Annotated in this window: 25 protein-coding genes and 1 rRNA gene; 8 read left to right on the top strand and 18 right to left on the bottom strand. The window is 71.0% G+C overall.

The window, feature by feature from the left end; genetic code table 11:
- Window positions 1–21 precede the first annotated feature (21 nt).
- Together ACIF9R_RS28990 and ACIF9R_RS28985 are read right to left on the bottom strand one after the other, a co-directional pair.
- A complete protein-coding gene (locus ACIF9R_RS28990; protein ID WP_399985337.1) occupies window positions 22–1,599 on the bottom strand; it encodes a penicillin-binding transpeptidase domain-containing protein in 1,578 nt (525 codons plus the stop codon).
- A 185-nt stretch (window positions 1,600–1,784) separates the two neighbouring features.
- The gene (locus tag ACIF9R_RS28985; RefSeq protein ID WP_399985336.1) at window positions 1,785–2,339 is read right to left on the bottom strand and encodes an RICIN domain-containing protein; all 555 of its coding nucleotides are present in this window, start codon (window positions 2,337–2,339) and stop codon (window positions 1,785–1,787) included.
- A 500-nt stretch (window positions 2,340–2,839) separates the two neighbouring features.
- On the opposite strand from ACIF9R_RS28985, the gene ACIF9R_RS28980 reads away from it, so the two are divergent.
- Both ACIF9R_RS28980 and ACIF9R_RS28975 read left to right on the top strand, forming a co-directional pair.
- The gene (locus tag ACIF9R_RS28980; RefSeq protein ID WP_399985335.1) at window positions 2,840–3,511 is read left to right on the top strand and encodes an RNA polymerase sigma factor; all 672 of its coding nucleotides are present in this window, start codon (window positions 2,840–2,842) and stop codon (window positions 3,509–3,511) included.
- On the top strand, window positions 3,508–3,738 hold the full coding sequence (locus ACIF9R_RS28975) for an anti-sigma factor family protein (RefSeq protein WP_399985334.1): 231 nt from the start codon (window positions 3,508–3,510) through the stop codon (window positions 3,736–3,738). The genes ACIF9R_RS28980 and ACIF9R_RS28975 overlap by 4 nt, the downstream gene beginning before the upstream one ends.
- 85 nt (window positions 3,739–3,823) lie before the next feature.
- On the opposite strand, the gene ACIF9R_RS28970 is transcribed toward ACIF9R_RS28975, so the two are convergent.
- Entirely contained in the window at window positions 3,824–4,333 is a 510-nt protein-coding gene (locus ACIF9R_RS28970; RefSeq protein ID WP_399985333.1) for a DM13 domain-containing protein, read from the bottom strand.
- Between the two features lie 196 nt (window positions 4,334–4,529).
- On the opposite strand from ACIF9R_RS28970, the gene ACIF9R_RS28965 reads away from it, so the two are divergent.
- The 3 genes from ACIF9R_RS28965 (at window position 4,530) to ACIF9R_RS28955 (ending at window position 6,770) form a co-directional block, all read left to right on the top strand.
- Window positions 4,530–5,321, top strand: a complete 792-nt coding sequence (locus ACIF9R_RS28965; RefSeq protein ID WP_399985332.1) for a hypothetical protein — start codon at window positions 4,530–4,532, stop codon at window positions 5,319–5,321.
- Between the two features lie 386 nt (window positions 5,322–5,707).
- Window positions 5,708–6,343 carry a DUF4232 domain-containing protein gene (locus tag ACIF9R_RS28960; protein WP_399985331.1) on the top strand — a complete coding sequence of 212 codons (636 nt, stop codon included), beginning with the start codon at window positions 5,708–5,710 and terminating at the stop codon, window positions 6,341–6,343.
- A 226-nt stretch (window positions 6,344–6,569) separates the two neighbouring features.
- Window positions 6,570–6,770: a DUF397 domain-containing protein gene (locus ACIF9R_RS28955; protein WP_399985330.1), complete on the top strand. Its 201-nt coding sequence runs from the start codon at window positions 6,570–6,572 to the stop codon at window positions 6,768–6,770.
- Window positions 6,771–6,917: 147 nt separating this feature from the next.
- Here the strand turns inward: ACIF9R_RS28955 and ACIF9R_RS28950 are convergent, their stop codons facing one another.
- The 6 genes from ACIF9R_RS28950 to ACIF9R_RS28925 all read right to left on the bottom strand — a co-directional run bounded on the left by ACIF9R_RS28950 (window position 6,918) and on the right by ACIF9R_RS28925 (window position 13,535).
- Window positions 6,918–7,469, bottom strand: coding sequence for a hypothetical protein (locus ACIF9R_RS28950; protein WP_399985329.1), 552 nt, complete (start codon window positions 7,467–7,469; stop codon window positions 6,918–6,920).
- A 309-nt stretch (window positions 7,470–7,778) separates the two neighbouring features.
- Window positions 7,779–9,476, bottom strand: coding sequence for a uroporphyrinogen-III synthase (locus ACIF9R_RS28945; RefSeq protein WP_399985328.1), 1,698 nt, complete (start codon window positions 9,474–9,476; stop codon window positions 7,779–7,781).
- On the bottom strand, window positions 9,473–10,468 hold the full coding sequence (hemC, locus tag ACIF9R_RS28940) for a hydroxymethylbilane synthase (protein WP_399985327.1): 996 nt from the start codon (window positions 10,466–10,468) through the stop codon (window positions 9,473–9,475). Before hemC ends, ACIF9R_RS28945 begins: the two co-directional genes overlap by 4 nt.
- On the bottom strand, window positions 10,465–12,192 hold the full coding sequence (locus ACIF9R_RS28935) for a glutamyl-tRNA reductase (RefSeq protein WP_399985326.1): 1,728 nt from the start codon (window positions 12,190–12,192) through the stop codon (window positions 10,465–10,467). Before ACIF9R_RS28935 ends, hemC begins: the two co-directional genes overlap by 4 nt.
- Entirely contained in the window at window positions 12,189–12,956 is a 768-nt protein-coding gene (locus tag ACIF9R_RS28930) for a redox-sensing transcriptional repressor Rex (protein WP_399985325.1), read from the bottom strand. The genes ACIF9R_RS28935 and ACIF9R_RS28930 overlap by 4 nt, the downstream gene beginning before the upstream one ends.
- 300 nt (window positions 12,957–13,256) lie before the next feature.
- Window positions 13,257–13,535 carry a glutaredoxin family protein gene (locus tag ACIF9R_RS28925; protein ID WP_399985324.1) on the bottom strand — a complete coding sequence of 93 codons (279 nt, stop codon included), beginning with the start codon at window positions 13,533–13,535 and terminating at the stop codon, window positions 13,257–13,259.
- Window positions 13,536–13,639: 104 nt separating this feature from the next.
- Here ACIF9R_RS28925 and ACIF9R_RS28920 point away from each other — a divergent pair, with 104 nt between their 5' ends.
- From ACIF9R_RS28920 to ACIF9R_RS28910, 3 genes are all read left to right on the top strand, one after another.
- A complete protein-coding gene (locus ACIF9R_RS28920; protein ID WP_399985323.1) occupies window positions 13,640–14,551 on the top strand; it encodes an HAD family hydrolase in 912 nt (303 codons plus the stop codon).
- An 813-nt stretch (window positions 14,552–15,364) separates the two neighbouring features.
- Window positions 15,365–16,138 carry an ECF subfamily RNA polymerase sigma factor, BldN family gene (locus ACIF9R_RS28915; RefSeq protein WP_399985322.1) on the top strand — a complete coding sequence of 258 codons (774 nt, stop codon included), beginning with the start codon at window positions 15,365–15,367 and terminating at the stop codon, window positions 16,136–16,138.
- Window positions 16,139–16,408: 270 nt separating this feature from the next.
- Window positions 16,409–17,650, top strand: a complete 1,242-nt coding sequence (locus tag ACIF9R_RS28910) for a DUF5667 domain-containing protein (protein ID WP_399985321.1) — start codon at window positions 16,409–16,411, stop codon at window positions 17,648–17,650.
- Window positions 17,651–17,771: 121 nt separating this feature from the next.
- On the opposite strand, the gene ACIF9R_RS28905 is transcribed toward ACIF9R_RS28910, so the two are convergent.
- The 9 genes from ACIF9R_RS28905 to rrf all read right to left on the bottom strand — a co-directional run.
- Window positions 17,772–18,869 carry a lysophospholipid acyltransferase family protein gene (locus tag ACIF9R_RS28905; RefSeq protein WP_399985320.1) on the bottom strand — a complete coding sequence of 366 codons (1,098 nt, stop codon included), beginning with the start codon at window positions 18,867–18,869 and terminating at the stop codon, window positions 17,772–17,774.
- A 14-nt stretch (window positions 18,870–18,883) separates the two neighbouring features.
- Window positions 18,884–19,945 (bottom strand): NAD-dependent epimerase/dehydratase family protein, encoded by a 1,062-nt coding sequence (locus tag ACIF9R_RS28900; protein WP_399985319.1) that lies wholly within the window; start codon window positions 19,943–19,945, stop codon window positions 18,884–18,886.
- Window positions 19,946–20,106: 161 nt separating this feature from the next.
- Window positions 20,107–20,205, bottom strand: a complete 99-nt coding sequence (locus tag ACIF9R_RS28895) for a 30S ribosomal protein bS22 (RefSeq protein WP_003948845.1) — start codon at window positions 20,203–20,205, stop codon at window positions 20,107–20,109.
- A 154-nt stretch (window positions 20,206–20,359) separates the two neighbouring features.
- On the bottom strand, window positions 20,360–20,572 hold the full coding sequence (locus ACIF9R_RS28890) for a helix-turn-helix domain-containing protein (RefSeq protein WP_004984898.1): 213 nt from the start codon (window positions 20,570–20,572) through the stop codon (window positions 20,360–20,362).
- 129 nt (window positions 20,573–20,701) lie between these two features.
- Window positions 20,702–21,517, bottom strand: coding sequence for a phosphatase (locus ACIF9R_RS28885; RefSeq protein WP_399985416.1), 816 nt, complete (start codon window positions 21,515–21,517; stop codon window positions 20,702–20,704).
- A 363-nt stretch (window positions 21,518–21,880) separates the two neighbouring features.
- On the bottom strand, window positions 21,881–23,053 hold the full coding sequence (locus tag ACIF9R_RS28880; protein WP_399985318.1) for an acetoin utilization protein AcuC: 1,173 nt from the start codon (window positions 23,051–23,053) through the stop codon (window positions 21,881–21,883).
- On the bottom strand, window positions 23,004–24,257 hold the full coding sequence (locus ACIF9R_RS28875) for an MFS transporter (RefSeq protein ID WP_399985317.1): 1,254 nt from the start codon (window positions 24,255–24,257) through the stop codon (window positions 23,004–23,006). The genes ACIF9R_RS28880 and ACIF9R_RS28875 overlap by 50 nt, the downstream gene beginning before the upstream one ends.
- A gap of 60 nt (window positions 24,258–24,317) precedes the next feature.
- Window positions 24,318–24,971 carry an HAD family hydrolase gene (locus tag ACIF9R_RS28870; RefSeq protein ID WP_399985316.1) on the bottom strand — a complete coding sequence of 218 codons (654 nt, stop codon included), beginning with the start codon at window positions 24,969–24,971 and terminating at the stop codon, window positions 24,318–24,320.
- 61 nt (window positions 24,972–25,032) lie between these two features.
- Window positions 25,033–25,119, bottom strand: a 5S ribosomal RNA gene (gene rrf, locus ACIF9R_RS28865); the annotation flags it as partial.

Raw genomic sequence — 25,119 nt, 5'->3', positions numbered from 1 at the left:
TCGCCGGAAGAACCCGACACGTCACTTCCCCGCCGCCAGGATGTCCCGCACGATGGGCCCCGCGGCGTCCCCGCCGTGTCCACCGGCCTCCACGGTGGCCGCCGCGGCGGTGCCGTCACGGAAACCGGTGAACCAGCTGTCCGACAGCTCCGCCCCGTCCACCTCCGCCGACCCCGTCTTGGCCCCGACGTCGCCCGACAGCCCGCGCATCGCCTCGGCCGCCGTGCCCTCCGCCGCGGTGCGCCGCATCAGGGCGCGCAACTGCTCGGTGACCCCGTCCGGAAGGGACCGGGGCGCCTTGGCGATGTCCCGGCCGTCCAGCTCCGGTGACACGAGGATCGGCTGACGGAACGCTCCGGTGGAGGCCGTGGCCGCGACCGACGCCATGTTCAGCGCGTTCACCTGCACCTTGCCCTGCCCGATCATCGAGGCGGCCAGTTCCGGCCCCTGCGCCCCGGGGACGTTCCCGTCGAACGTGGCCACCCCGCTGCGCCACTCCAGCCCGAGCCCGAACACGTCCTTCGCCACCGTGGCGAGACCGTCGGCACCCAGACGCTCCGCGAAGCTCACGAACGTGGTGTTGCAGGAGCGGATGAAGGCGTCGGAGAAGGTACCGCCCTCGATCTCGAACTTGTCGAGGTTCTGGAAGGTGGCCCCCTGGTAGCTCTCGGTGCTGGGACACGGAGCCGGCCGTGAGGCGTCGACCAGGCCCTTCTCCAGCAGGGCCGCCGCGGTGACGATCTTCATCGTCGACCCCGGAGCGCGGTTGCCGAGGAAGGCGGCGTTGAATCCGTCCTCGCGGTTGTTCGCGACGGCGAGGATGTCACCGCTGTCGGGCTCGATCGCCACGGCGGACGACTCCGGGTACTTCTTCACGGCCCGCTCGGCGGCACGCTGCGTCTTCGCCGACAGCGTGGTGCGCAGCTCGGCCTTCTTCCCCTCCGACACGACATGGAGCGGCGTGCCGGACGCGCCCTTCCGCTCGGTGATCCGCACCTCGACGCCGGGCTCGCCGCCCAGGCCGCTGCCGTACCGCTCCGCCAGCGCCGGAAGCACCGCCGCCAGGGACGGGAACTCCTCGACGGTCAGCTCCGCACCGTCCCGGTCGGTGGCCTCGATGGACAGCGTGTCGTTCTCCACCAGGGCCAGCCTGCCGCCGCCGGCCAGGCCGGGATGCAGGACGGCGGACGACCAGTCGACCCGGGGATCCCCCGACTCCTCGTCCCGTACGACCTTCAGCGAGGAGCCGTACGTCCAGTCGGAGCCGGCCCCGCCCTCCGCGAACCGGACGGTGACGGAGAACGCCACCTCGTCCGCCTTCCCCGGCCGGGCGTCCAGGGACACGTCCCGCCCCATCTCCTGCCGGAACCGGGTCAGCGCGTCGAAGGCGGCCGGCTCGTCGGTGGTGAGATCCGCGGCATCACTCACCTCACCCTTCGCCCAGGCGTCCAGAAAGTCCCCCGACACCGACCGGACCTCGTCCTCCGACAGGGGGCCCGTCTTCCTGAGGAGCCCGGCCGCCTCCACCGTCGCGTAACCGCCGACGCCGAGCAGCACGACCACCCCTGCCGCTATTCCGGCCTTCGCTCGCCTGTTCACCCTGACCCGACCTCCAAGCCCACCCACGCGCTCCGTTCCCTTCCGCCACGCACTCAGGTGCGCCCGTCCCCACAACGGCACGCCGGGGGGTTCGGTTCAGTACGCCCGGACGTCGTCACCCGGTCCGGGGAACCGGCCGGGGTGGGGCGGAACGCGTAGCACCCACCCCGGCCGGGACGGGTGCGTCAGAAGCCGGACTTCCACTTCTGGTATCCGCCGCCGTTGCAGGTGAACGGGTAGACCGACCCGGCGGTGTCGCTGTCAAGGCACGTGTTCCAGGCGAAGCTCTTGAGCGACACCTTGTCCCAGCCGGATCCGACACCCAGCCAGAGCTGCAGTTGGTAACCCCACTCGTTGTAGCTGGAGCAGGGGGCGGTGCCGAGGGCGGAGTCGACCTGGACCAGGCACCGTCCGGTCGCCTTGTTCTTGATCTGCACGACGTCGTAGTCGCGGTGATCCACCAAGACCAGGCTCCAGGTCTGGTAGCCGTTGCCCGACTGACAGGGCAGCGTGTAGACGGAACCGCTGCTGTCGCTGTCCAGGCAGCGCCCGGTCGCCCAGTTGCGCAGGAGATCCGTCTTGATGGTCGAGTCGGCCGATGCGGTACCGGTGTGGAGGAGGGAGAACCCCAGGGCCAGGAACAGGGCGGCCGCCCCCGTCCGCCACCGGTGTGCGTCCCGGCTCGAGGTGTCTGACCGCTCCGTCATGCATGCCTTGTCTGCTCCGAGCACATCGAACATGTCGGTTTCCTTCGCTTTTGGTGGCGACCTGCACGCAGGTCGTCAGTGGTGGTGGTGGGCGGGCCGGTCATGACGGCACAGCTCGTCCGGGCCCGTTCCGGGCCCCGAGGTCATACGCATGATCACGATGCGGTCAGGCATCGCCCGGCCCCGACGGCGAGCTGCCACGCTGGGCGGATGGCTGTGCCAAGGCCTCCTCGACAGCGCCCCGTTGAGCCCCAGCGCACGCCGGTCGTCATCGTTCATGCCTCTCAGTGCCCTCGGCGCGCCGAACGTTACGGACGAAGCTGAATGCACGCGGGCGTGACCGAGAAGTGCCACCCCGAAGCGCCTCATACCGGGCGGGACGTCCCGGAAACCGGTGCTCAACGGGCGCCGTCTCGAGGGCGGTCGCGGCGAACGGAACGCCTGGCTGTCTCGGTGACCGGCCACCGCCGTCACGCGCTGCGGTGCGGCGCTAGGCTGACGCTCCCCCGTGCACGGCCGGTGAGGAGGGATCAATGGCGGGCGCACCCCAACTGCCCCCCGACGACGTCCTGGTGGAGCGACTGCGGGACGGCGACGACGAGACGTTCGCGCTGGTACTGGACGCCTGGTCGGGCGGCATGCTCCGACTGGCCAGATCGTTCGTGTCGACCAGGGAATCCGCCGAGGAGAGCGTGCAGGACACGTGGCTGGCGGTCATCAAAGGCATCGGTGGCTTCGAAGGCCGCTCGTCGCTGAAGACCTGGGTCTACCGGATCCTGGTCAACACGGCCAAGGCACGGGGGGCGAGGGAGAGCCGGACCGTCCCCTTCGCCAGCCTGCTGCCGGAGGAGGAGGGGCCGACGGTGGACCCCGCGCGGTTCCGCGGCCCCGGCGAGCCCTACGCCGGGCACTGGGCCATCGGACAGGAGCCGCGCCCCTGGCACCTTCCCGAGGGTCACGTCCTGCGCGACGAGGTGCGCGGAGTGCTCACGGAGGCGATCGACCAGCTTCCGCCCCGCCTGCGTACCGTGGTCACCCTGCGCGATGTCGCGGGCTACGGGTCGCAGGAGGTGTGTGCTCTGCTGGAGATCACACCCGGGAACCAGCGGATCCTGCTGCACCGGGCCCGAGCCGCGTTACGCGGTAAGTTGGAGAAGTATCTGTCCGGTGCCCACGAGGCCGCGGGAGGGAGGGGAGAGGCATGAACTGCGACGAATTCGTGGAGCTGGTCACGGACTTCCTCGAAGGTGCCCTGCCCGAAGAGGACGAACGGCGCTTCATCGACCACCTGGCCGAGTGCGCCAAGTGCGAGACATACCTCGAACAGATGCGTCAGACGATCGCCGCGACGGGCGAGCTGACCCCGCAGAACATCTCACTCGACGCCCGGCAGCAGCTGCTCACCGCTTTCCGCAACTGGCAGCGGCAGTGAACCGCCGCTGACGGGCTGTTCACTGCCGCCTTGTGTGTCGGCCCCCGGTCCCGTACCGGTACAGCCTGTCCGGCAGCCATGAGCGTCAGGCCGCCCCGTTCAGTTCGGCGGCCCCGAAGGAGACGCTGAAGCGTTCGCACCAGATCGTGACGGTGGAGAACTTCCGCAGGTCGGTGCCGGCCGGGACCGGATAGTTCTGGTTGCCCTCGTTGCCCTTCAGCCGGCCGAGGTCGAGGTGTTCGCCGTCGTCGAGGTTGCCACCGCCGTCTCGGTGGACGGGCTGGTCGCTCAGCCAGACCCGCAGGGCCGGCCCGTCGGCGGTGCGCAGGTCCGTCAGGCACAGCACCGTCTTCCCACCGACGACGCGGTAGATCTCCACCGACCCCTCGGTTGTGTGCGCATGCGAGACGAACGTTCCGGTCACCGGGCCTGAACCAGTGGCGTCCTGCTGGGCGACGGCCGCGGGCGGCGCCTCCTCTACCACCCGCTCCGTGGTGAACAGCCGCCACGGCTGGAAGAGATAGAGCCCGACGGCCGTGACGGCCAGAACCACGGCGGCGGTGAGCAGGAGGAAGGGACGCTTGCTGCGGCGCATGAGGGGTCTCCCTTTCTGTCGTGAGTGCGTACCGGCCCGGCGGCCCGACGTGAGGACCACACGGCACTCAGAGAGGGAAAGGGCGGCGAGCGTTACAGGCACCACCGGCGAAACGGATTCTCTGAACGGGGTTGTAACGTTCGGCGGCCCAGCGGCACTGAGGGGGCAAGAGCCAGCCGATCGCGAGAGGCAAGAAATGACCGTCGAAACAGCTCCCACCTGCGCTTACCCGGACTGCACCCAGCCGGCCGAACCCCCCACCCCGGGCGCGCAGCAGCACGCACCCCGCTTCTGCGCCCACCCGGACCACCACGCGCTCGGCGCGTTCCGCAAGTTCCGCGCCAGGCGGCAGCAGCGCAAGGAGGACAAGCGCGCGGCGACCGAGGCAAGGAAGGAAGCGAAGGCAGGCCGGACCGCGACCGCCCGGCCCACGTCGCCCACCGAAACCACGCTCGACGAGCCGGCATCCGCGCCCGTCACCGCAGTGGCCGAACAGACACCGATGGAGGCCGGCATCCGCGACCTGGCGGCGGCCATGATGGCTGCACCCGCAACCGACGGTGACCGTGCCACCCAGTCACGCGACGACCTCGTCACCCTCATCAAGCAGCTCGCCACCGATCTCCCCGCCTATCTGGAGGAGTTGGCCATCATCACCGACTCCGCGGCAGCCGAGTCCCGGATCGAGACCGTCACCCGTGCCGCCGCCCAGCGCATCCTGGCAGCCGAGGAGCGCGCCGCGCTCGCCGAGGAGGCGGCGGACATGGCGGTCAGCGCACTGGACAGCGCGGGGGAGAAGTTCGCGCAGGAGACGGCCACGATCCGGGAGGAGACCGCCCGCCAGGTGGCGGACGCCGAGTTCGTCAGGGCCGAACTGGAGCGTTACCGCGAGCGGGTCGCCATGCTCGAAGTCCGGCTGGACGCGGTCCGCGACGAGACCGACGAACTGCGCCGAGCAAGGACCCTCCAGGCCCCAACGACATCGTGATCGTCGACTACGGCCCGCCCCCGCCGTCACGGGGCGCAGGCCGCGGCCCCTCCCCTCAGCGGGTGAACGACACATGCGTACCCCCGTGCGAGTACCCGTGCGCCTCCAACTCCCGCAGGGCGAGGACGATCCGGTCCCGCCCTGCGGGGAGGCGCTCGGCGCAGCCCCGTCGGCCGACCCACCGGAGCCCGCCCTGCCCGGCCTCGGCGCACCGGCGTGCGTGCCGGGCGCGGCACGGATGTCACCGCGCATGCCTCCGTCTGTAACAGGCGTGTCCGGGCGTGCCGTCGAGCGAAACGGCGAGCGGGCGGAACAGCTCTTGTGGGGTGCGACGGCCGCACTGACGGACCGTCACACACACTCCCACGGACACCGAGGAAGACACCATGCGCGTCACCAAGCTCACCATCGCCGCCCTGGCCGTCGTCGCGGGCCTCTCGCTCACCGCCTGCGAGAACGGCGCCGACATCGCCGCGGACCCCAAGCCGGCCACCTCGGCCCCCACCACGAACGGCGACGCGGGCCAGGAACAGGGTCAGGAGCAGGGGCAGGGCCAGGAGGGCGGCACGGTCGCCGGAACCGGGAACAACGAGGACGGCAAGACCGACAAGTGCCGCACCGACGAACTGGACGTCACGGCGACGAACGCCACCATCGACGGCGACACCGACGGCACCGTCGCGGTGACGTTCACCAACGGCGGCGGCCGGGACTGCGCGATCTCGGGCTACGCGGGCGTCGACCTGAAGACCAGCGCGGGCTCGCTCTCCGCCGAGCGCACCGGCGAGGCGGCCCCCTCGGTCGTCCTGAAGGACGGCGAGAAGGTGTCCTTCGCCGTCGTCCACCCGGTCAACGACTCCGGCGGCTCCGGCGTCCGCATCACGGGCCTGGTCGTCACCCCGCCGGACGAGACCAAGCCCGTCACCCTCGACTGGCCCGGCGCCGACTCCCTCCCCGTCACGGACGGCTCCGGCACCCCGGTGAAGGTCGGCCCGATCGGCAGCGCGGGCCAGGGCGGCTGAACGGCCCGGACGCCGTCCGGCGCGTGGTGGAGCGCGCCCTCAGCCCTCGTAGCCGAGGGGGGACCGGTCACCGGCCGAGGTCCAGCTCCGCCCACACGGTCTTGCACGGCACCGGACCTGTCCGCACGCCCCAGCGATCGGCCAACTCCCCGACCAGGAGCAGACCGTACCCGGACTCACCCGGCTCCGCCCCGCCGACCGCCCCGTCCCGGGTGCTTGGAGAGACATGACCCTCAAGCCCTACGCCGAAGCCAACTTCGCTTGGATAAAGAGCAGCTACAGCACGGACGAGGGCCCCGACTGCGTCGAGGTGGCCACCGCCCCTGCCCACATCCTCGTCCGCGACTCCAAGAACCCGAACGGCCACCGCCTCGCCCTCACCCCCACCACCTGGGCGACCTTCCTGCCGTACGTCTCTCGGCGCTGACGCGCCCGAGTGGACCAGTCACCCACGCGACGCCTCCCGGAAGCGTGAGCACTTCAGCGAGAAGTGTTCACGCTTTCGTCGTGCTGAGCTTCTCCCACAACAATCACACAGGACGGCATCGCAGCCGTTTGACGACCAGTTGCGGAGTCAGGCCAGGCCGGTTGCCCATGCCGCCAGCGCGGCGAAGTCGTCGTCGGCAAGGCCGCATCGGGGGTCGATCCGGTGCAGTAGGGCGGGACCGGCGTGGTGGTCCTTCACCCAGGTGCGATCCGTCTCTGTGATCTCGTCGTCGACCCATGCGAACGCACGGCCTTTCGCCCACGCGACGATCTCAGGCGTCTTCCAGAACACGCCGTCCTCAAGCTCGGCCCGCGGCGACGGCCAGGAAATGTAGGGCAGCTCGGCCAACCCCAGGATCGGCGCGACGAAGGCATTCGCTTCTTCCTCCCATGTCGTCGCCCACACCAGGTCGAAGGGAAGTGCGTGCAGCGCTGGGCCGTGGTTCGGGTTGAGCCACACCCGCAACGGCTTCACGGGCCTGTTGGGCAGCCCCCACTCAGTCAGCCGACGCCGCTCGGCGGCTTGCCACCGAGGCGTCAGTAACCGGTGCGTCTCATATCCCTCCGGCCGCCGGTGTGGCTTGGCGGCATACGGATTCAGCGGTCCGTCCACATCCACCAACAGCACTGGGCGGCGCACCAGCTCACCCCCTTTGGGCTCTGCATCGCACCGTACCGGCCGCCGACGGGGCCGCCCAGCGGAATTCCGTAAGCCTGGGCTCCGGGGTGGGCTGTCACAGCGACAGGTTCATCGTGGTCAGCAGCGGGCGTATCCCTGCCCCAGCACTGGGGCCGTCCCGAGTCCCCGCGCGGAGCCGGTCGAGCCCGCCGTCGGGCCGGAGGACGGGCCGGGTGCAGCGGGACCTGCGTTGAACGCGGGCACCCCGACCTACCACGAGGTGAGGCGCCCCCGAAGGGGCGCCTCACCTCGGATCCCCGGCCGGGATCCTCACGTCGTCGACCGGCGTCTGCGCGCCCCCGGGCGGCGTTCGCTCGGCCTCGTCACCGGGTCGCCGGCGTCGAGGGCCGCCGCGCGGCGGCGCGTGCCGAAGTCGGCCAGGGCCTCCGCCAGCTTGTGGACCGACGGCTCGGGGGCCATCACGTCCACCCGCAGGCCGTGCTCCTCCGCCGTCTTCGCGGTCGCCGGGCCGATACACGCGATCACCGTCACGTTGTGCGGCTTGCCCGCGATACCGACCAGGTTCCGGACCGTCGACGACGACGTGAACAGCACCGCGTCGAAGCCGCCGCCCTTGATCGCCTCACGGGTCTCCACCGGAGGCGGCGACGCGCGGACCGTGCGGTAGGCGGTCACGTCGTCGACCTCCCAGCCCAGCTCGATCAGCCCGGCGACCAGGGTCTCCGTGGCGATGTCGGCACGCGGCAGGAAGACACGGTCGATCGGGTCGAAGACCGGGTCGTAGGGCGGCCAGTCCTCGACCAGACCGCGGGCCGACTGCTCGCCGCTCGGCACCAGGTCCGGACGCACGCCGAAGTCGATCAGGGCCTGGGCGGTCTGATCGCCCACCGCGGCGACCTTGATCCCAGCGAAGGCACGCGCGTCGAGGCCGTACTCCTCGAACTTCTCCCGGACCGCCTTCACCGCGTTGACCGAGGTGAACGCGATCCACTCGTAGCGGCCCGTCACCAGGCCCTTGACCGCGCGTTCCATCTGCTGCGGGGTGCGCGGGGGCTCCACCGCGATGGTCGGCACCTCGCTCGGCACGGCGCCGTACGAGCGCAGCTGGTCGGAGAGCGACGCCGCCTGCTCCTTCGTACGCGGGACAAGCACCTTCCAGCCGAACAGCGGCTTGGACTCGAACCACGCCAGCCGGTCGCGCTGGGCGGGGGCGGAACGCTCACCGACCACGGCTATCACCGGCCGGCCCGCCTCCGGGGAGGGCAGTACCTTCGCCTGCTTCAGCGTCTGCGCGATGGTGCCGAGCGTCGCCGTCCAGGTGCGCTGCCGGGTCGTCGTACCGCCGACCGTCACCGTCATCGGTGTATCGGGCTTACGTCCGGCGGACACCAGTTCGCCCGCCGTGGCCGCGACGGTGTCCAGCGTGGCGGCCACGACCACCGTGCCGTCCGACGCCCCGACCTCCGTCCAGCACCGCTCGGACGCCGTCCGCGCGTCGACGAACCGCACGTCCGTGCCCTGGGCGTCGCGCAGCGGCACTCCGGCGTACGCGGGCACGCCGACCGCGGTCGCGATACCGGGGACGACCTCGAACGGCACCCCGGCCGTGGCGCACGCCAGCATCTCCTCGGCGGCATACGCGTCGAGCCCGGGATCACCGGACACCGCACGCACGACCCGCCTGCCGCCCCGCGCGGCCTCCATGACAAGATGTGCGGCATCCCTCATCGCGGGGACACCGGCGGGAGTTGACGCGCCGTCAACGACCGTCAGTTGGGGCGTACCCGTGCCCGGGACCGACCGGTCGGCCTCCGTGGGCACCTCGGCGACGCCCTGCCTGGCGTGCCGGCGTACGACGTCGAGGACGTCGTCCTCCGCGACGAGGACGTCCGCGTTCGCCAGCGCCTCCACGGCGCGCAGGGTCAGTAGTCCCGGATCCCCGGGTCCGGCACCGAGGAAGGTGACGTGCCCGTGTTCGGGAGGGGCGGGAAGGGTGGTGGGGCTCACTGTGCTCGCTCCCCCATCAGACCGGCCGCGCCCTGCGCGAGCATCTCGGTGGCGAGTTCGCGACCGAGCGCCATCGCCGCCTCGTGCGTCTCGGGCACGGGACCGGTGGTGGACAGCTGCACCAGCGTGGCACCGTCGGTCGAACCGACGACACCGCGCAGGCGCATTTCCTTGACAGTCTGCCCGTCGGCCTGGGGGTCCCCCCGCTCGAGCGGAGCCGAGAGTGGGGGAAGGTCGGCGAGCGCGCCCACAGGTGCGCTGCAGCCGGCCTCCAGGGCTGCGAGCAGGGAACGCTCGGCCGTCACGGCGGCCCGGGTGAACGGGTCGTCGAGCTCGGCGAGCGCGGCGATGAGTTCCGCGTTGTCCGCGGTGGTCTCGACCGCCAGGGCCCCCTGGCCGGGGGCGGGCAGAACCGTGTCGACCGACAGGAAGTCGGTCACCTCGTCGCTGCGGCCGATCCGGTTCAGCCCGGCGGCGGCCAGCACCACGGCATCCAGTTCGCCCTTACGGACGTACCCGATACGGGTGTCGACGTTGCCCCGGATCGGGACGGTCTCGAAGTCCATGCCGTGGCCGCGCGCGTACGCGTTCAGCTGCGCCATGCGGCGCGGCGAACCGGTACCGATGCGGGCACCGCGCGGCAGGTCGGTGAGCTTCAGCGCGTCACGCGTGATCATCACGTCGCGCGGGTCCTCGCGCACCGGGATGGCCGCCACGACCAGTTCGTCGGGCTGCGTGGTCGGCAGGTCCTTCAGCGAGTGCACCGCGAAGTCCACCTCGCCGCGCACCAGCGCCTCCCGCAGCGCGGCAACGAACACACCCGTGCCGCCGATCTGCGCGAGGTGCTCGCGCGAGACATCGCCGTACGTGGTGATCTCGACGAGCTCGACGGGCCGTCCGGTCACCTGGCTCACGGCATCCGCCACCTGCCCGGACTGGGCCATGGCGAGCTTGCTGCGCCTGGTCCCCAGCCTCAGTGCCTTCTCAGTCATCCCGGCCCTCGGTTCCTTGCGTTCTGCTTCTCGGTGCTTTCCTCGGCGCGGGAGACGGAGGCCACCGTCTCGGAGTCGAGGTCGAACAGGGTGCGCAGCGCGTCGGCGTACCCGGCGCCGCCGGGCTCGGCCGCGAGCTGCTTGACGCGCACGGTCGGCGCGTGCAGCAGCTTGTCGACCACACGCCGCACGGTCTGCGTGATCTCCGCGCGATGCTTGTCGTCCAGGCCGGGCAGCCGCCCCTCGAGACGGGCGATCTCCCCGGCCACCACATCGGCCGCCATGGTGCGCAGGGCGACAACGGTCGGCGTGATGTGCGCCGCCCGCTGTGCCGCCCCGAACGCGGCGACCTCGTCGGAGACGATACGCCGGACCTGGTCCACATCGGCAGCCATCGGAGCGTCCGCGGAGGCTTCCGCAAGCGATTCGATATCGACCAGTCGCACCCCGGCCAGCCGGTGCGCGGCCGCGTCGATGTCGCGCGGCATCGCGAGGTCCAGGAGGAACAGCACCGGCTCCGGGCGCGGCGGCTCGGCCACCGGCTCCGGGCGACGGCGCTCCGGGATCCGGCCGGCCGTGGACGCGGTCGCGGCCAGCGCGCCGATCAGGTCGGCGTCGGCCTCGGGGCCACCGCGGCCGGCCGGGCGGCGGTCGACGGTCGTACCCGTCGCCCACGCGGCGTGCTGCTCCAGCGTCGCCGCGTCCATGCCGGCGACGGCCGCCTCGCCCATGACGGAGAAGCCGGGAGGCACGGCGGACAGGTCGAGCGGGCAGCCCTCGTCGGTGCCGACGGAGGTGGGCGGCAGGGACGCCCGCGCCGCCTCGTCGTCGAGTCCACCCAGGTCGTCGAGGTCGACGACGACCCGCTGCCCGGGATCGCCGGCACGGCTCTCGACACCCGCCGCGAGTGCGTCGGCCGTGAGGACCAGTCCCGTCGCGCCGGTGCAGGAGACGACGACGTCTGCACGTGTCAGCTCGGACGGCACCGAGGTCATCGGTACCGCGCGGGCCAGCACGTCCGTGTCGTCGCCCTCGGTCAGGATCTGGGCGAGCCGCTCGGCGCGCTCGGGCGTGCGGTTGGCGATCACGATCTCGGCGACACCGGCCCGCGCGAGCGTGGCCGCGGCCAGCGAGGACATCGAACCGGCGCCCAGGACCAGGGCCTTCTTGGCGCGGGCCCAGGTCTCGACGGGCGCCGCGAGGGCGAGCTGCTCCAGGCCGAAGGTGACCAGGGACTGCCCGGCGCGGTCGATGCCGGTCTCGGAGTGGGCGCGCTTGCCGACCCGCAGCGCCTGCTGGAACAGGTCGTTCAGCAGCCGTCCGGCGGTGTGCATCTCCTGCGCCCGGGCGAGCGAGTCCTTGATCTGGCCGAGGATCTGCCCCTCGCCCACGACCATCGAGTCCAGCCCGCAGGCCACCGAGAACAGGTGGTGGACGGCCCGGTCCTCGTAGTGCACATAAAGATAGGGAGTGAGCTCCTCCAGGCCGACCCCGCTGTGCTGGGCGAGCAGCGTGGAGAGCTCGGCGACACCGGCGTGGAACTTGTCCACGTCGGCGTACAGCTCGATGCGGTTGCAGGTGGCCAGGACCGCACCCTCGGTGGCGGGCTCCGTGGCGACCGTGTCCTGCAGCAGCTTGGTCTGCGCGTCCACGCCCAGCGAGGCCCGCTCCAGCACGCTGACCGGAGCGCTGCGGTGACTCAGTCCGACGACGAGGAGACTCATGCCGGCATCACGGCGGGCACGTCCCCGTCGGGCCCCTGATCGGTGGCGGAGTCCTTGCGCGCGGGGGCGGGAGCGGCGGCGGTCCCGGCTGCCGCGGCCTCCTCACCGGCCTTGCGCTGCTCGTGGAAGGCGAGGATCTGCAGCTCGATGGAGAGATCCACCTTGCGCACGTCGACGCCGTCCGGCACGGACAGCACGGTCGGCGCGAAGTTCAGGATGGAGGTGACCCCGGCAGCCACGAGGCGGTCGCAGACCGGCTGTGCGGCACCGGCGGGAGTCGCGATCACGCCGATCGACACACCGTTGTCCTGGATGATCGACTCGAGTTCGTCGCTGTGCTGCACCGGGATGCCGGCGACGGGCTTCCCGGCCATCGCCGGGTCGGCGTCGATCAGCGCGGCGACCCGGAAACCGCGGGAGGCGAAGCCGCCGTAGTTGGCGAGCGCGGCGCCGAGGTTACCGATTCCTACGATCACGACCGGCCAGTCCTGGGTCAGGCCGAGTTCACGGGAGATCTGGTAGACGAGATACTCGACGTCGTAACCGACGCCCCTGGTCCCGTACGAGCCCAGGTAGGAGAAGTCCTTGCGCAGCTTCGCGGAGTTGACCCCCGCGGCGGCCGCCAGCTCCTCCGAGGAGACCGTGGGTACCGAGCGCTCGGAGAGCGCGGTGAGCGCGCGGAGGTACAGCGGAAGCCTGGCGACGGTGGCCTCGGGAATCCCTCGGCTACGGGTCGCCGGTCGGTGAGTTCGGCCAGTTGCCACGGTGCTCCTGCGGGTAGAGCGGGGCTTCAGGCGGTCATACGTCAGGTCATACGTCCCCGGACCGCCCCGTCGCATGCAGGCTATGTCTTTGTGAACGCGTGCACAAAGATGGTGTCCGATTTGCCCGGCCAACGTGACCGGGGTCACGCAAGCCCGGCACATTCGTACGGAACCGGCGTGCAAGAGCCGGTCTTCCCTTACTTCCGGGGGCAAAATCGCACACCCTCCTCTGCGAATCCCGCCCCCGAGACCAAGTCACCATCGATCCTAAGCTACTTTCCGCCAGATTGGACTGGCCGGTCAGTCACTGAGGGCCTTGCGGAGCCGGTCCTCGTTCACCCGCCAGAAGGTGTGCTGAGCACCGTCGACGAGGACGACGGGGATCTGCTCCCAGTATGTGTCGTGCAGTTCCCGGTCCTCGGTGATGTCCTTCAGCTCCCACGGCACGCCGAGCTCCCCGCACACCTTCTCCACCACCACCTGTGCGTCATCACACAGATGGCAGCCGGGCTTGCCGACGAGGGTGACGAGCCGGTCCCGCGGGACGGCCGGGGTGTTGCGGCGGAAGAGAGGGCTCATACGGGCCATTGTCGCCCGCGTCTTCACGACACGGACCCGGAGAGTTCATGACGTTCGACCCTCGCGGCTCCGGAACACCGGGACCGAATCGCTATGCTCACGCCATGGCCGCTCTCGGATGGCTCACTCCCCGTAGGCGCTCCGCCACGGCGCGGAGCGTGTTGGCAGGCGAGGCCTCGGCGGAGGCAGCACGCAAGTCCACCCAGGACGTTCTCGAACGCGAACCGGAGTTCCCGGTACCCGGCGACGAACGGGCCGCGGCGTTCTTCGACCTGGACAACACGGTGATGCAGGGCGCGGCCCTGTTCCACTTCGGGCGCGGGCTGTACAAGCGGAAGTTCTTCGAGAAACGCGAACTCGCGCGGTTCGCCTGGCAGCAGGCGTGGTTCCGGCTGGCCGGGGTCGAGGACCCCGAGCACATGCAGGAGGCCCGCGACTCCGCCCTCTCCATCGTCCAGGGACACCGCGTCGCCGAGCTGCAGTCCATCGGCGAGGAGATCTACGACGAGTACATGGCCGAGCGGATCTGGCCGGGCACCCGGGCGCTGGCCCAGGCCCACCTCGACGCGGGGCAGCGGGTGTGGCTGGTCACGGCGGCGCCCGTGGAGATCGCCCAGGTGATCGCGCGCCGGCTGGGGCTGACCGGCGCGCTGGGGACGGTCGCCGAATCCGTCGACGGCGTATACACGGGCAAACTGGTCGGCGAACCGCTGCACGGTCCGGCGAAGGCGGAGGCGGTACGCGCGCTGGCGCTGGCGGAGGCACTGGACCTGGGCCGCTGCGCCGCGTACAGCGACTCGCACAACGACATCCCGATGCTGTCGCTGGTGGGCCACCCCTACGCGATCAACCCGGACTCCAAGCTCCGCAAGCACGCCCGCCACATGGACTGGCGCCTGCGCGACTACCGCACCGGCCGCAAGGCGGCCAAGGTCGGCATCCCCGCGGCAGCGGGCGTCGGCGCGGTGGCCGGCGGCACAGCAGCGGCCATCGCCCTCCACCGCAAACGCCGCTGACCCCCCGCACCACCGAACCAACGCACCCACCTCCCAGCCGCCCAACAGCCGCGGGCAGTCGTGCCTCCCCCAGTGCCTTAAGGGCCTGGGAGGTACCCCCACGGCGATGGGGGTCCCCCCGCTCGAGCGAAGCCGAGAGTGGGGGAGGGTGGGCGGTGGGGGCACCTCCCGCTCGAGCGGAGCCGAGAGTGGGGGAGGCACCCCGCAAGCGCCGGGCCGCGCAACACCCCCGCCCAGCTTCGACACCGCCCCCCGGTCAACCCCGCACAGCCGCGCCCAGCCGCGGGCAGTCGTGCCGCTGGGGCGATGGGGGTCCCCCCGCTCGAGCGAAGCCGAGAGTGGGGGAGGGTGGGCGCGGGCGGCACCCCGCAGGCGCCGGGCCGCGCAACACCCCCGCCCGACCCAAACCCCGCCCCCCGGTCAACCCCGCGCGCCTCACCCCCGTACACGTCTCACGCCTGACCGATCCCGACCAAACCCCCTACCCCACCCACAAACACGCCCAATCCAACTGCCGTACCCCGCAACCCCCCTGTCCAGTCACGTTGGCTGCACACGGCCACAACTCGCCCCACCCCCACCCGAATACGAAGCTTTCCGATCGAGAACCGGTCACCACCTCACACTTGAACGAACGTCAATCGGTTACGGAAGCGACGTAATCGATGATTTGAGCAACTCGGTGTAGCAGAGCCTGCACGAAGCGTTATTCTCCTCAGACGCAATCCGGGACCAACCCGTCGCTACGACGGGTGAACGGGCCCCGCACTGCATGTACTGCACGTGATCGAAAGCTCTGCCTCTGGGAGTCCCGTGTACCCACACGTCGGGGTTGACGCCTCGGGCCTGGCTACGCTGCGCGCAACCGTCGCGACAGCCCGAGACATGCTGCGCGCCGTCGTCCCCACCGCGCACACCGTCCCCGCATTCGCCGGCGCCCCCGTCGGCCCGTGCTATGCCCTCGCCGAGGGCATGGGCACCGCCGCCGTCGGCAGACGGGGCCGCGCGACCACCACCCGCCGCCCCGCCGCCGACAGCGACAGCGCCCGGATGATGGACCTCGTGGAGCGCGCCCAGGCCGGCGAGGCCGAGGCCTTCGGACGGCTCTACGACCAGTACAGCGACACCGTGTACCGGTACATCTACTACCGGGTCGGCGGAAAGGCGACCGCCGAGGACCTCACCAGCGAGACCTTTCTGCGGGCCCTGCGCCGCATCGGCACCTTCACCTGGCAGGGGCGCGACTTCGGCGCCTGGCTGGTGACCATTGCCCGCAACCTCGTCGCCGACCACTTCAAGTCCAGCCGCTTCCGCCTCGAGGTCACCACCGGGGAGATGCTCGACGCCAACGAGGTCGAGCGCTCCCCAGAGGATTCCGTTCTCGAGTCCCTGTCCAACGCCGCTCTCCTCGATGCCGTACGACGGCTCAACCCCCAACAGCGGGAATGCGTCACGCTCCGGTTCCTCCAGGGCCTGTCCGTCGCCGAGACCGCGCGCGTGATGGGCAAGAACGAGGGCGCCATCAAGACCCTCCAGTACCGGGCCGTCCGCACCCTCGCCCGGCTCCTCCCGGATGATGCCCGCTGACCGCGACAGATCCGGCGACCGCAACACATCAGCCGGCCGGGACACGCTCCGCGACATCCAACTCACGGTACGTGCACCTCGGTTGGCTTACTCATTCGGCCATCCGGTGTCCGTAACCCAAGTGCCGCGACGCTCGTTGTGCGGGATACAGGCTCCCTGTGGTCACCCCCCGACCGACTTCGATCACCCGATCGTGTGGCCTTGGTCGAGACGGGGAACCCTCAGGACCCCCTGGGGAGTCGACCGTCATGACGAGAGGAGGTGCCGCCAGTGATCGCGAACGTATCGGCGCACCGGCGGGCGAACGCCTTCGCCCAGGCCCTGGAGGAGCAGTCCGCCCAGGGCACGGCGGCCCAGCAGCAGTCCGAAGGACCGGCCCCGGCCCCGCCCGCCCGGGAGGGCGAGCGGGCGCGGTTGCTCACGCTGGCCTCCGGACTCGGCGCGCTGCCCAAGCCGGAACTGGACCCCGAGGTCAAGGTCGTCCAGCGGGCCCAGTTGGTGGCCGCGTTCGAGGCCATGCTCCAGGAGGGCACCGCGGCGGGCGAGGCGATGGATCAGGCCGTACCCGAACAGCGTTCGCGCCGGGCCCGGGGCGCACACCGGGCAGCCTCACTGGGCAGGCTGCGACCGCGATCGCGGCTGGCCAAGGGGCTGACCGCGGGCGGACTCACCGTCGGCGTCGCCGCCGGCGCGCTCGGCGGAGTCGCCGCCGCCAGTTCCGACGCCCTGCCGGGCGACTCCCTCTACGGGTTCAAACGCGGCATCGAGGACGTGCAGCTCGGCCTCACCGACGGCAGCGACGAGCGCGGCCGGGTCTACCTCGACCACGCCTCCACGCGTCTCGGCGAAGCCCGTCGGCTGATGGAGCGCGACCGCGGCGGCCCGCTCGACCACGAGTCGCTCAGTGAGATCCGCCGCGCCCTCTCCGGCATGGGGCACGACGCCTCGGAGGGCCACCGGCTGCTGCGCGAGGCGTACGAGCAGGACCCGGACTCCCTGGGTCCCATGCAGGCGCTCTCTTCCTTCTCGCAGGCGCACCGCGCCACCTGGGGCACCCTGCGCGACCGCCTGCCGGTGCAGCTGGGAGACGTCAGTGAGCAGGTCTCGTCGGTGTTCGACGCCATAGACGAAGACGTCGCCCCGCTGCAGTCCCTGCTGCCCCGGCCCCCGAGCGACAAGTCCCGCGACGCGACCCGGCACAGCGACTCCGGCTCCGCACCGGGGGACGCCTCCGAGACGGGCCCTTCGCCGTCCCCCGGCGACGGCGGCTCCGGCGGTAGCGGCTCCCGCGGCGCCGATCCGTCCAGCACCGCCGACCCCGACCGTGAGGACGAGGGCCTGCTCGGTGGCAACACCGGCGGTCTGCTCGACCCGCCCGAGGAAAGCGGCTCCCAGACCTCGCCGCCGCCCACGGGCTCCCTCACCCAGCCCCCCGATCCCGACGTCACCCTTCCGCCTCTCCTCCCCGGTCTCCTGCCGGGCCTGGGCATCGACGCCGAGGACGCGGAATAGGCCCTGGGGGCGCCCCTCGCGACGAGGGGCGCCCCTCGTCGCGAGGGGCGCCCCCAGGGACGTGGCCGAGAGCGGTCGGACGGACGGGCGGTCGGGGACGCGCCGTCGCCCAGCGCCTGGCCTAGAAGAACACCGACCGCCGCTGCACCAGCAGCTTGTACAGCGTGTGCTGGATCTGCTCCCGGACCTGGTCGGTCAGGTTGAACATCAGCATCGGGTCCTCGGCCGCCTCCGGGGGATACCCGTCCGTCGGAATCGGCTCGCCGAACTGGATCGTCCACTTCGTCGGCAGCGGAACGGCCCCGAGCGGCCCGAGCCACGGAAACGTCGGCGTCAGCGGAAAGTACGGAAAACCCAGCAACCGGGCCAGCGTCTTCGCGTTGCCGATCATCGGGTAGATCTCCTCCGCCCCGACGATCGAGCACGGAATGATCGGGGCGCGCTGCCGCAGCGCGGTGGACACAAAACCGCCACGCCCGAAGCGTTGCAGCTTGTACCGCTCGCCGAACGGCTTCCCGATGCCTTTGAACCCCTCCGGCATCACCCCCACCAGCTCCCCCTGCGCGAGCAGCCGCTCGGCGTCCTCAGCGCAGGCCAGGGTGTGCCCGAGCTTGCGGGCGAGTTCGTTGACCACGGGCAGCACGAACACCAGGTCCGCGGCGAGCAGCCGCAGATGACGGTCGGCCGGATGGTGGTCGTGCACGGCGACCTGCAGCATCAGACCGTCCACCGGCACCGTCCCGGAGTGGTTGGCGACGATCAGGGCGCCGCCCTCCGACGGGATGTTCTCGATGCCCTTCACCTCGACCCGGAAGTACTTCTCGTACACCGGACGCAGGAGCGACATCAGGACCTGGTCGGTGAGTTCCTCGTCGTAGCCGAAGTCGTCGACCTCGTAGTCCCCGGTGAGCCGGCGGCGCAGAAAGGCCAGGCCACTCGCGATCCGCCGCTCCAGGCCGCCGTCGCCGTGACCGCCGACGTCACCGGCGCCCTCTGCCGCCGGCCCTTGGGCCTGCTCGTCCTCACCCGTCACCGGGTCATTCTCCTGCACGGACGCCATGCCCGGCAGGGGCTGAACCTCCCCGACCTCCCCGACCGCCGCGGACCGCCCGCCGCCCGGGCGCCGGCTCCCCGCACTTCGGCGTCGCGACGGGCGCTGCGCGCCGCCCCCACGGGAGCGGTGGTCGTCGTCGAACGGAATGACCTTGGCGTCCGCCATCGTTGCTGCGCTCCTCAGTTGGCGCTCTGCGTAGGGGAGTGACCGCCGCCCGGCAGGGGCAGCGCGGCGATCCGGTCGACGGCCCCCGCGAGGGCCTCCGGCGGAAGCAGCCCGGGACCACGACTGCGCGCGAAGTCCGCAAACGTTTCGGCAGTCGAGTACTTCGGGGTGAAGCCCAGGGTCTCCCGCATCTGGTCCGTCGCCACCACCCGCCCGTGCGTGAGCAGCCGGATCTGCTCGGGCGAGAAGTCCGTCATCCCCAGCGTACGCACCAGCGAGCCCGCCCAGGTGACCGCGGGAAGCGGCAGCGGCACGGTGGGCCTGCCCAGCCGCCGCGAGCACTGCGAGAGCAACAGCACTCCGTCGCCGGCGATGTTGAAGGTGCCGCTGTTGAGCGTGCCCCGCCTCGGCTCGTGCGAGCCGATCCGCAGCACCTCGACGACATCGTCCTCGTGCACGAACTGCAGCCGGGGGTCGTAGCCGAACACGGTCGGCAGCACCGGCAGCGAGAAGTACGAGGCGAGCGGGCTGTCCGCGGCCGGTCCCAGGATGTTGGCGAACCTCAGCACGCACACCGCGACATCCGGGCGGCGGCGCGCGAAGCCCCGCACATAGCCCTCGACCTCCACCGTGTCCTTCGCGAAGCCCCCGCTGGGCAGCGACTTCGCCGGGGTCGCCTCGGTGCAGACCGCCGGATCACGGGGCGCCGAACCGTAGACGTTCGTGCTGGACTTCACGACCAGCCGCCTGATGTTCGGGGACTTCTGACAGGCACCCAGCAGCTGCATGGTGCCGATGACGTTGGTCTCCTTGAGCACGGCCCGGCTGCCGCTGCCGAGGGGCGTTCCCGTGACATCGAGGTGCACCACCGTGTCGGCACCCGCCTCGGCGAGCACCCGCGCGATGCTGGGCAGACGGATGTCCGCCCGGACGAAGTCGGCGCCGCCCAGGTGATGCTCGGGCGGGACCGCGTCCACACCGACGACCCGGTCCACCTCGGGATCCCGCAGGATCCGCCGGACGAAACGGCCCCCCAGCTGACGGGCCACTCCGGTCACCAGCACGACCTTTCCCAAGATCAGCGCCTTCCTCTCGCCCTGCTCCCGACGGCCAACCTACAAGGTCGCCGTCGCTCTGTGGTACCACTCGGATACTTGAAGTGACGACGACCCCGAACGCCAGTGGCCCCCCACCGAATCACGGTGGAGGGCCACTGGACACGCTCTCGCGCTGTCGCTTACTTCTTGTTGCGACGCTGGACGCGCGTGCGCTTGAGCAGCTTGCGGTGCTTCTTCTTGGCCATCCGCTTGCGCCGCTTCTTGATAACAGAGCCCACGACTACCCTCGCTCACTTCTCATCACTCGGTGTTTGGGCGCCATGGGCCCACACGACCTACGAGGGGCTAGCCTACCCGCCCGAGCGCTGAGGTCGTAATCGAGTGGACCGGGGAGGCCCATGAGTGCCTTGAACGAGCCTCCCCGGCACGCCGTCAGGCGGTTTCCACCCCCACATAGCTCTCGCGGAGGTACTCGTGAACCGCTTGCTCCGGGACGCGGAAGGACCGCCCCACACGGATCGCGGGCAGATGACCGCTGTGCACCAGCCGGTACACGGTCATCTTCGACACTCGCATCACCGAGGCGACTTCCGCCACGGTAAGGAACTGAACCTCGTTCAGAGGCCTCTCGCCAGCTGCAGCCATGACACACCTGAACCTTCCGCACTCGACGGCCACCGGCTTCCCCTTCCGGTGACTCTTCGTCGCTGCGTGCTCACTCCCCAATGTAGGTGCGGGTGATGCGAGTGGGGAAGAGGTGCACGCATCGGCGGCCTACTGTGACAGACACGCTCGATTGAGTACGTAGCGGGCCAGCGGCAGGTAGTAATCGGATCGCACGCCGTCATCAAGTGGAACGGCCACGGACACGATCCCCTCGGCCTCTCCGACGAACGGCGCCGGGTCGTTCACATCGGCCGGCCCGACGGCCTCGAACCCCAGTTGACCTGCCCCGCAGACCCAGCCGTGATCGCCGATCACCAATTCCGGAAGCGGCCCGCCGGCGTCGGCCGCCCCCGCGAGCGCGGTCCGAACCGGGAGGGGGGAGTGCGTGTGTGCGCCCGGCTCACCACCGGGGCGTTCCGAGGTCGCGCTCCGGACGAGCCCGACCCCTCGTACGTAGTCGAGGTGGTACGTACGTAGACCGAACCGGGTCGTTATGTCGACACGGCGACCCTGCGCCGGGGTGAGGACAGCACATCCCGCCGCCGACAAACCGTCTGCCAGAGCGGCGTAGAAACCGAGCAGCCGGTGCGGATGACCGGTCCCGAGAAGCACCGGGGCACCACGCTGTGCGGCCAGCGCCAGCCGCCGCGCACAGGCGTCCAGAGCGGACAGGGTGCGTTCGGGGTCGATCACATCATGGCCCAGGACGCGCCCCGGGTCGGCCGGCCCCCCGCATCTGTCCGACATCAACGCGATCAGATCCCGTTCGCCCCATACCCGTTCGGGGTCCAGTCCGATCAGCAGGCGCGGATCCCGGGCCGCGAAGAGCCGATAGCTCCGCAGGCTCTCCTCCCGGGTCGTACCCACCACTCCGGCCAGCCGGGAGGCCAGGAGATGCGCGCGAAGGCCTTCGGTGGTCAGCAGCACGGAAGCGATGCTGCGCGATACGGGCACGGCACGCGGCCGGAACCCGACGAAGACCGCACGGTCGGCGTAACGGTCGGGACAGCCGGACCGCTCCCGGGGCGGCGGCGGCCGGCCTCCGGAACGACCGGTCTGTTCCCCCGGCGGCGGCCAGCCTCCGGAACGACCGGTCTGTTCCCCCGGCGTCGGTCACCCGCCGGGGCGGTCGGCCTCCGGGGGTCAGCCCTCGGGGAGCGGTCATCCTCCGGGGGTCAGCCTCCCAGGAGCGGTCGGCCTCCGGGGGCGGTCGGCCTCCGGGGGCGGTCGGCCTCCGGGGGCGGTCGGCCTCCGGACGAGGGGCCGCTCCCGGCGCGGAAGCCCGCGTCACGCCAGCAGTCCCCGCAGCGGGAACACCGCACGCCGCGCCGCCAGGATCGCCTGGTCCAAGCGGTCCGCGGGGTCGTATCCGTCCTCCCACGCGGCCCAGGTGGCCGGCCACCGCCCGTCCGACATCCGCCGCGGCGCCGACTGCCGGGTCCGGGCGTAGACCTCCTGCCGCCAGCCCTCCGGAATCATCGTCGCGGGGTCCACCGGCCGCTCGGCCGCGATGCCCACCAGATGGGTCCAGGATCGCGGTACGACCTCCACCACCGCGTATCCGCCGCCGCCCAGCGCCACCCATCGCCCGTCGGCGTACTCGTGCGCCAGCTCGTGACACGCCACCTGCACCGCCCGCTGCGCGTCCAGGGACACCGCCAGATGCGCCAGCGGATCCTCGAAGTGCGTGTCGGCCCCGTGCTGTGTCACCAGCACCTGCGGCCGGAAGTCCGCGAGCAGCTCCGGTACGACCGAATGGAACGCGCGCAGCCACCCGGCGTCCCCCGTCCCGGCCGGCAGGGCGACATTGACCGCACTGCCCTCCGCGCTGTCCGCCCCCGTCTCCTCCGGCCACCCGGTCTGCGGGAAGAGGGTCCGGGGATGCTCGTGCAGCGAGATCGTCAGGACGCGCGGGTCCTCCCAGAAGGCCGCCTGCACCCCGTCCCCGTGATGCACGTCCACGTCGACGTACGCGACCCGCTCGGCCCCCAGCTCCAGCAGCCGGGCGATGGCCAGGGCCGCGTCGTTGTACACACAGAAGCCGGAGGCGGCGCCGGGCATGGCGTGATGCAGCCCGCCCGCGAAGTTCACCGCGTGCGGCGCCTCCCCGCGCCAGACGGCCTCCGCCGCGCCCACGGACTGCCCGGCGATCAGCGCCGACACCTCGTGCATCCCGGTGAACGCCGGATCGTCGATCGTGCCGAGCCCGTACGCCTGGTCCGCAGCCGACGGGTCCGCCGACGCGGCCCGCACCGCCTCGATGTAGTCCTCCCGGTGGACGAGCCGCAGCGTCGACTCCCCGGCCGCCTTCGCGGCGACCACCTCCACTTCACGGTCCAGCCCGAGGGCACTGACCAGACTCCGGGTCAGCGCGAGCCGGACCGGATCCATCGGATGGTTCCGGCCGAAGTCATAGCCCGTTACTGCCTCGTCCCACATCAGCTGTGTGCGGCCACTCATGAACGCCACCGTATCGGTCCGGTTCGCTTCCGAACGACCGGGCGTACACGAGTGTCACCAGCACCAACACCATCGGCACCAGCATCGCCCCCCGATAGCTCCAGGCATCACCGAGCGCCCCGACCAGAGGCGAGCCGATGAGGAAACCCACGTAATTGAATACGTTCAGCCGCGCGATGGCCGCGTCCGAGGCCCCGGGACCGCCCCGCTCGGCGGCCCGCCGTCCGGCAGCCGCGAAGGTCTGCGGCACCAGCACGCACAACCCCAGCCCCAGCAGCGTGAACCCCAGCATCCCCACCCACGCACCGGGAGCCCCGGCCACCACCGCGAACCCCACCGCCGCCACCAATGCCCCCGTACGCACCACCGCCACGGCCCCGAACCGCCGCACCCCGACATCCCCGAGCGCCCGCCCCAGCAGCGTGGTGACCATGTAGACGTTGTACGGAACGGTCGCCAGCTCCTCGGAGCTGCCCAACACGTCCTGGAGGTACTTCGCACTCCAGTTGGACACCGTCGAGTCCCCGATGTACGCCACGGTCATCACGAGGCACAGCGGCAACAGCCACCTGAGACCGACGGCCGCACCGGCCCCGCCCTCGGCACCCCCGGCCCGCCCCTCCGCGCCACCGGCCGGTACCTCCTCACGGCCGTCGACATACCACCGGCTCCCGGCCAGCGCGGCCGGCATCAGCAGCAGCACCACCGGCAGATACGACACCCACAGCGCCAGGTCCTCGTGCGCCCCCACCCACGCGAGCGACGCGCCGACGATCCCGCCCAGGCTGTACGCGGCGTGAAAACTGAGCATGATGCTGCGCCCGTACGCCCGCTGCAGACTCACCCCGAGCATGTTCATCGACGCGTCCAGTGCCCCCACGGCCAGCCCGAACGCGGCCAGCGCCACCCCCAGCACGGCCATGTGCTCTCCCGCGCCCACCCCGAGCAGTGCCAGCAGCACGACGGGCTGCGACCAGCGCAGCACCCGGCTCGGCGGAACCCGCTTCACCAGCCGCTCCGTCGTCACGCTGCCGATGCCGGCCAGGATCGGTACGGCGGCGAGGAAGACAGGCAGCAGCGCGTCGGAGACTCCGTACCGGTCCTGGATGGCCGGAATCCGGGTCACGAGCAGGGCGAACGCGACACCCTGCACGAGGAAACTGAACGCCAGCGAGGCCCTGCCGCGCCGCAGCACATCGGTCATGGCGGCGAGCGTAGGGCCCGGGGGTACTGGTGGGTAGATCCGGTCAAAGATGAATCGCTGTCAGTTCCGCGCGGCCAGCAGTGAGGCCAACTCCCGCATGTCGTCGAAGAGTCGGGTGGCCGCGCCCAGCTTCCCGGCCGGCGTCATCGCCGTGAACCCGTACACCTCCATCCCGGCCGCCACCGCCGCCCGCACCCCCAGCGGACTGTCCTCGACGACCACGCACCTCTCGGGCGCCACCCCCATGCGCTCGGCCGCGTACAGGAAGAGATCGGGCGCCGGCTTGCCCCGCCCCACGTCCTGCGAGCTGAAGATCCGGTCGTCGTCGAACCACCGGTCGAGTCCCGTTGTCCGATGTCCCACCCGGATCCGCTCATGGCTCCCTGACGACGCCACGCAGTACGGCACCTCCTCCGCGGCCAGCTTCTCCAGGACGTCCGGGGCGCCGAGGACCGGCTTCAGCTCCCGCTCGAACGCGGCGAAGACCCGGGCGTGGAACACATCGTCGAAGTCGGCCGGCAACCGCCGCCCGGTTCGCTCCTCGACCAGATCGTGCACGCGATGCATGGCGGAGCCCATGTAGTCACGGATGGAGTCCTCGTACGACGTCGGGTGACCGAGCTCGGTGAGATAACCGGCGAGGAGCTGATTGGAGATCGGCTCGCTGTCGACGAGTACTCCGTCGTTGTCGAAGATGACGAGGTCGTAGCGCATGTCTCGAGCCTAAACGCAGAAAACCCCGCACCGATACGGTGCGGGGTTTTCCTCAATGATTGTTCGGCGGCGTCCTACTCTCCCACAGGGTCCCCCCTGCAGTACCATCGGCGCTGTAAGGCTTAGCTTCCGGGTTCGGAATGTAACC

It is taken from the genome of Streptomyces sp. NPDC086080 (genome assembly GCF_044540255.1).
Lineage (GTDB): Bacteria > Actinomycetota > Actinomycetes > Streptomycetales > Streptomycetaceae > Streptomyces.
Note: the sequence above shows the minus strand (reverse complement) of the source record. Positions and strands in the feature narration are given on the sequence as shown.

Bases quoted from the DNA above. Each gene is read 5' to 3' on its own strand.
- ACIF9R_RS28970 (WP_399985333.1), bottom strand. From the start codon at position 4,333: ATGCGCCGCAGCAAGCGTCCCTTCCTCCTGCTCACCGCCGCCGTGGTT.
- ACIF9R_RS28985 (WP_399985336.1), bottom strand. From the start codon at position 2,339: ATGTTCGATGTGCTCGGAGCAGACAAGGCATGCATGACGGAGCGGTCA.
- ACIF9R_RS28890 (WP_004984898.1), bottom strand. From the start codon at position 20,572: ATGGCTGCAGCTGGCGAGAGGCCTCTGAACGAGGTTCAGTTCCTTACC.
- ACIF9R_RS28920 (WP_399985323.1), top strand. From the start codon at position 13,640: ATGGCCGCTCTCGGATGGCTCACTCCCCGTAGGCGCTCCGCCACGGCG.
- ACIF9R_RS28905 (WP_399985320.1), bottom strand. From the start codon at position 18,869: ATGGCGGACGCCAAGGTCATTCCGTTCGACGACGACCACCGCTCCCGT.
- ACIF9R_RS28880 (WP_399985318.1), bottom strand. From the start codon at position 23,053: ATGAGTGGCCGCACACAGCTGATGTGGGACGAGGCAGTAACGGGCTAT.
- ACIF9R_RS28980 (WP_399985335.1), top strand. From the start codon at position 2,840: ATGGCGGGCGCACCCCAACTGCCCCCCGACGACGTCCTGGTGGAGCGA.
- hemC (WP_399985327.1), bottom strand. From the start codon at position 10,468: ATGACTGAGAAGGCACTGAGGCTGGGGACCAGGCGCAGCAAGCTCGCC.
- ACIF9R_RS28975 (WP_399985334.1), top strand. From the start codon at position 3,508: ATGAACTGCGACGAATTCGTGGAGCTGGTCACGGACTTCCTCGAAGGT.
- ACIF9R_RS28925 (WP_399985324.1), bottom strand. From the start codon at position 13,535: ATGAGCCCTCTCTTCCGCCGCAACACCCCGGCCGTCCCGCGGGACCGG.
- ACIF9R_RS28965 (WP_399985332.1), top strand. From the start codon at position 4,530: ATGACCGTCGAAACAGCTCCCACCTGCGCTTACCCGGACTGCACCCAG.
- ACIF9R_RS28870 (WP_399985316.1), bottom strand. From the start codon at position 24,971: ATGCGCTACGACCTCGTCATCTTCGACAACGACGGAGTACTCGTCGAC.
- ACIF9R_RS28935 (WP_399985326.1), bottom strand. From the start codon at position 12,192: ATGAGTCTCCTCGTCGTCGGACTGAGTCACCGCAGCGCTCCGGTCAGC.
- ACIF9R_RS28875 (WP_399985317.1), bottom strand. From the start codon at position 24,257: ATGACCGATGTGCTGCGGCGCGGCAGGGCCTCGCTGGCGTTCAGTTTC.
- ACIF9R_RS28955 (WP_399985330.1), top strand. From the start codon at position 6,570: ATGACCCTCAAGCCCTACGCCGAAGCCAACTTCGCTTGGATAAAGAGC.
- ACIF9R_RS28960 (WP_399985331.1), top strand. From the start codon at position 5,708: ATGCGCGTCACCAAGCTCACCATCGCCGCCCTGGCCGTCGTCGCGGGC.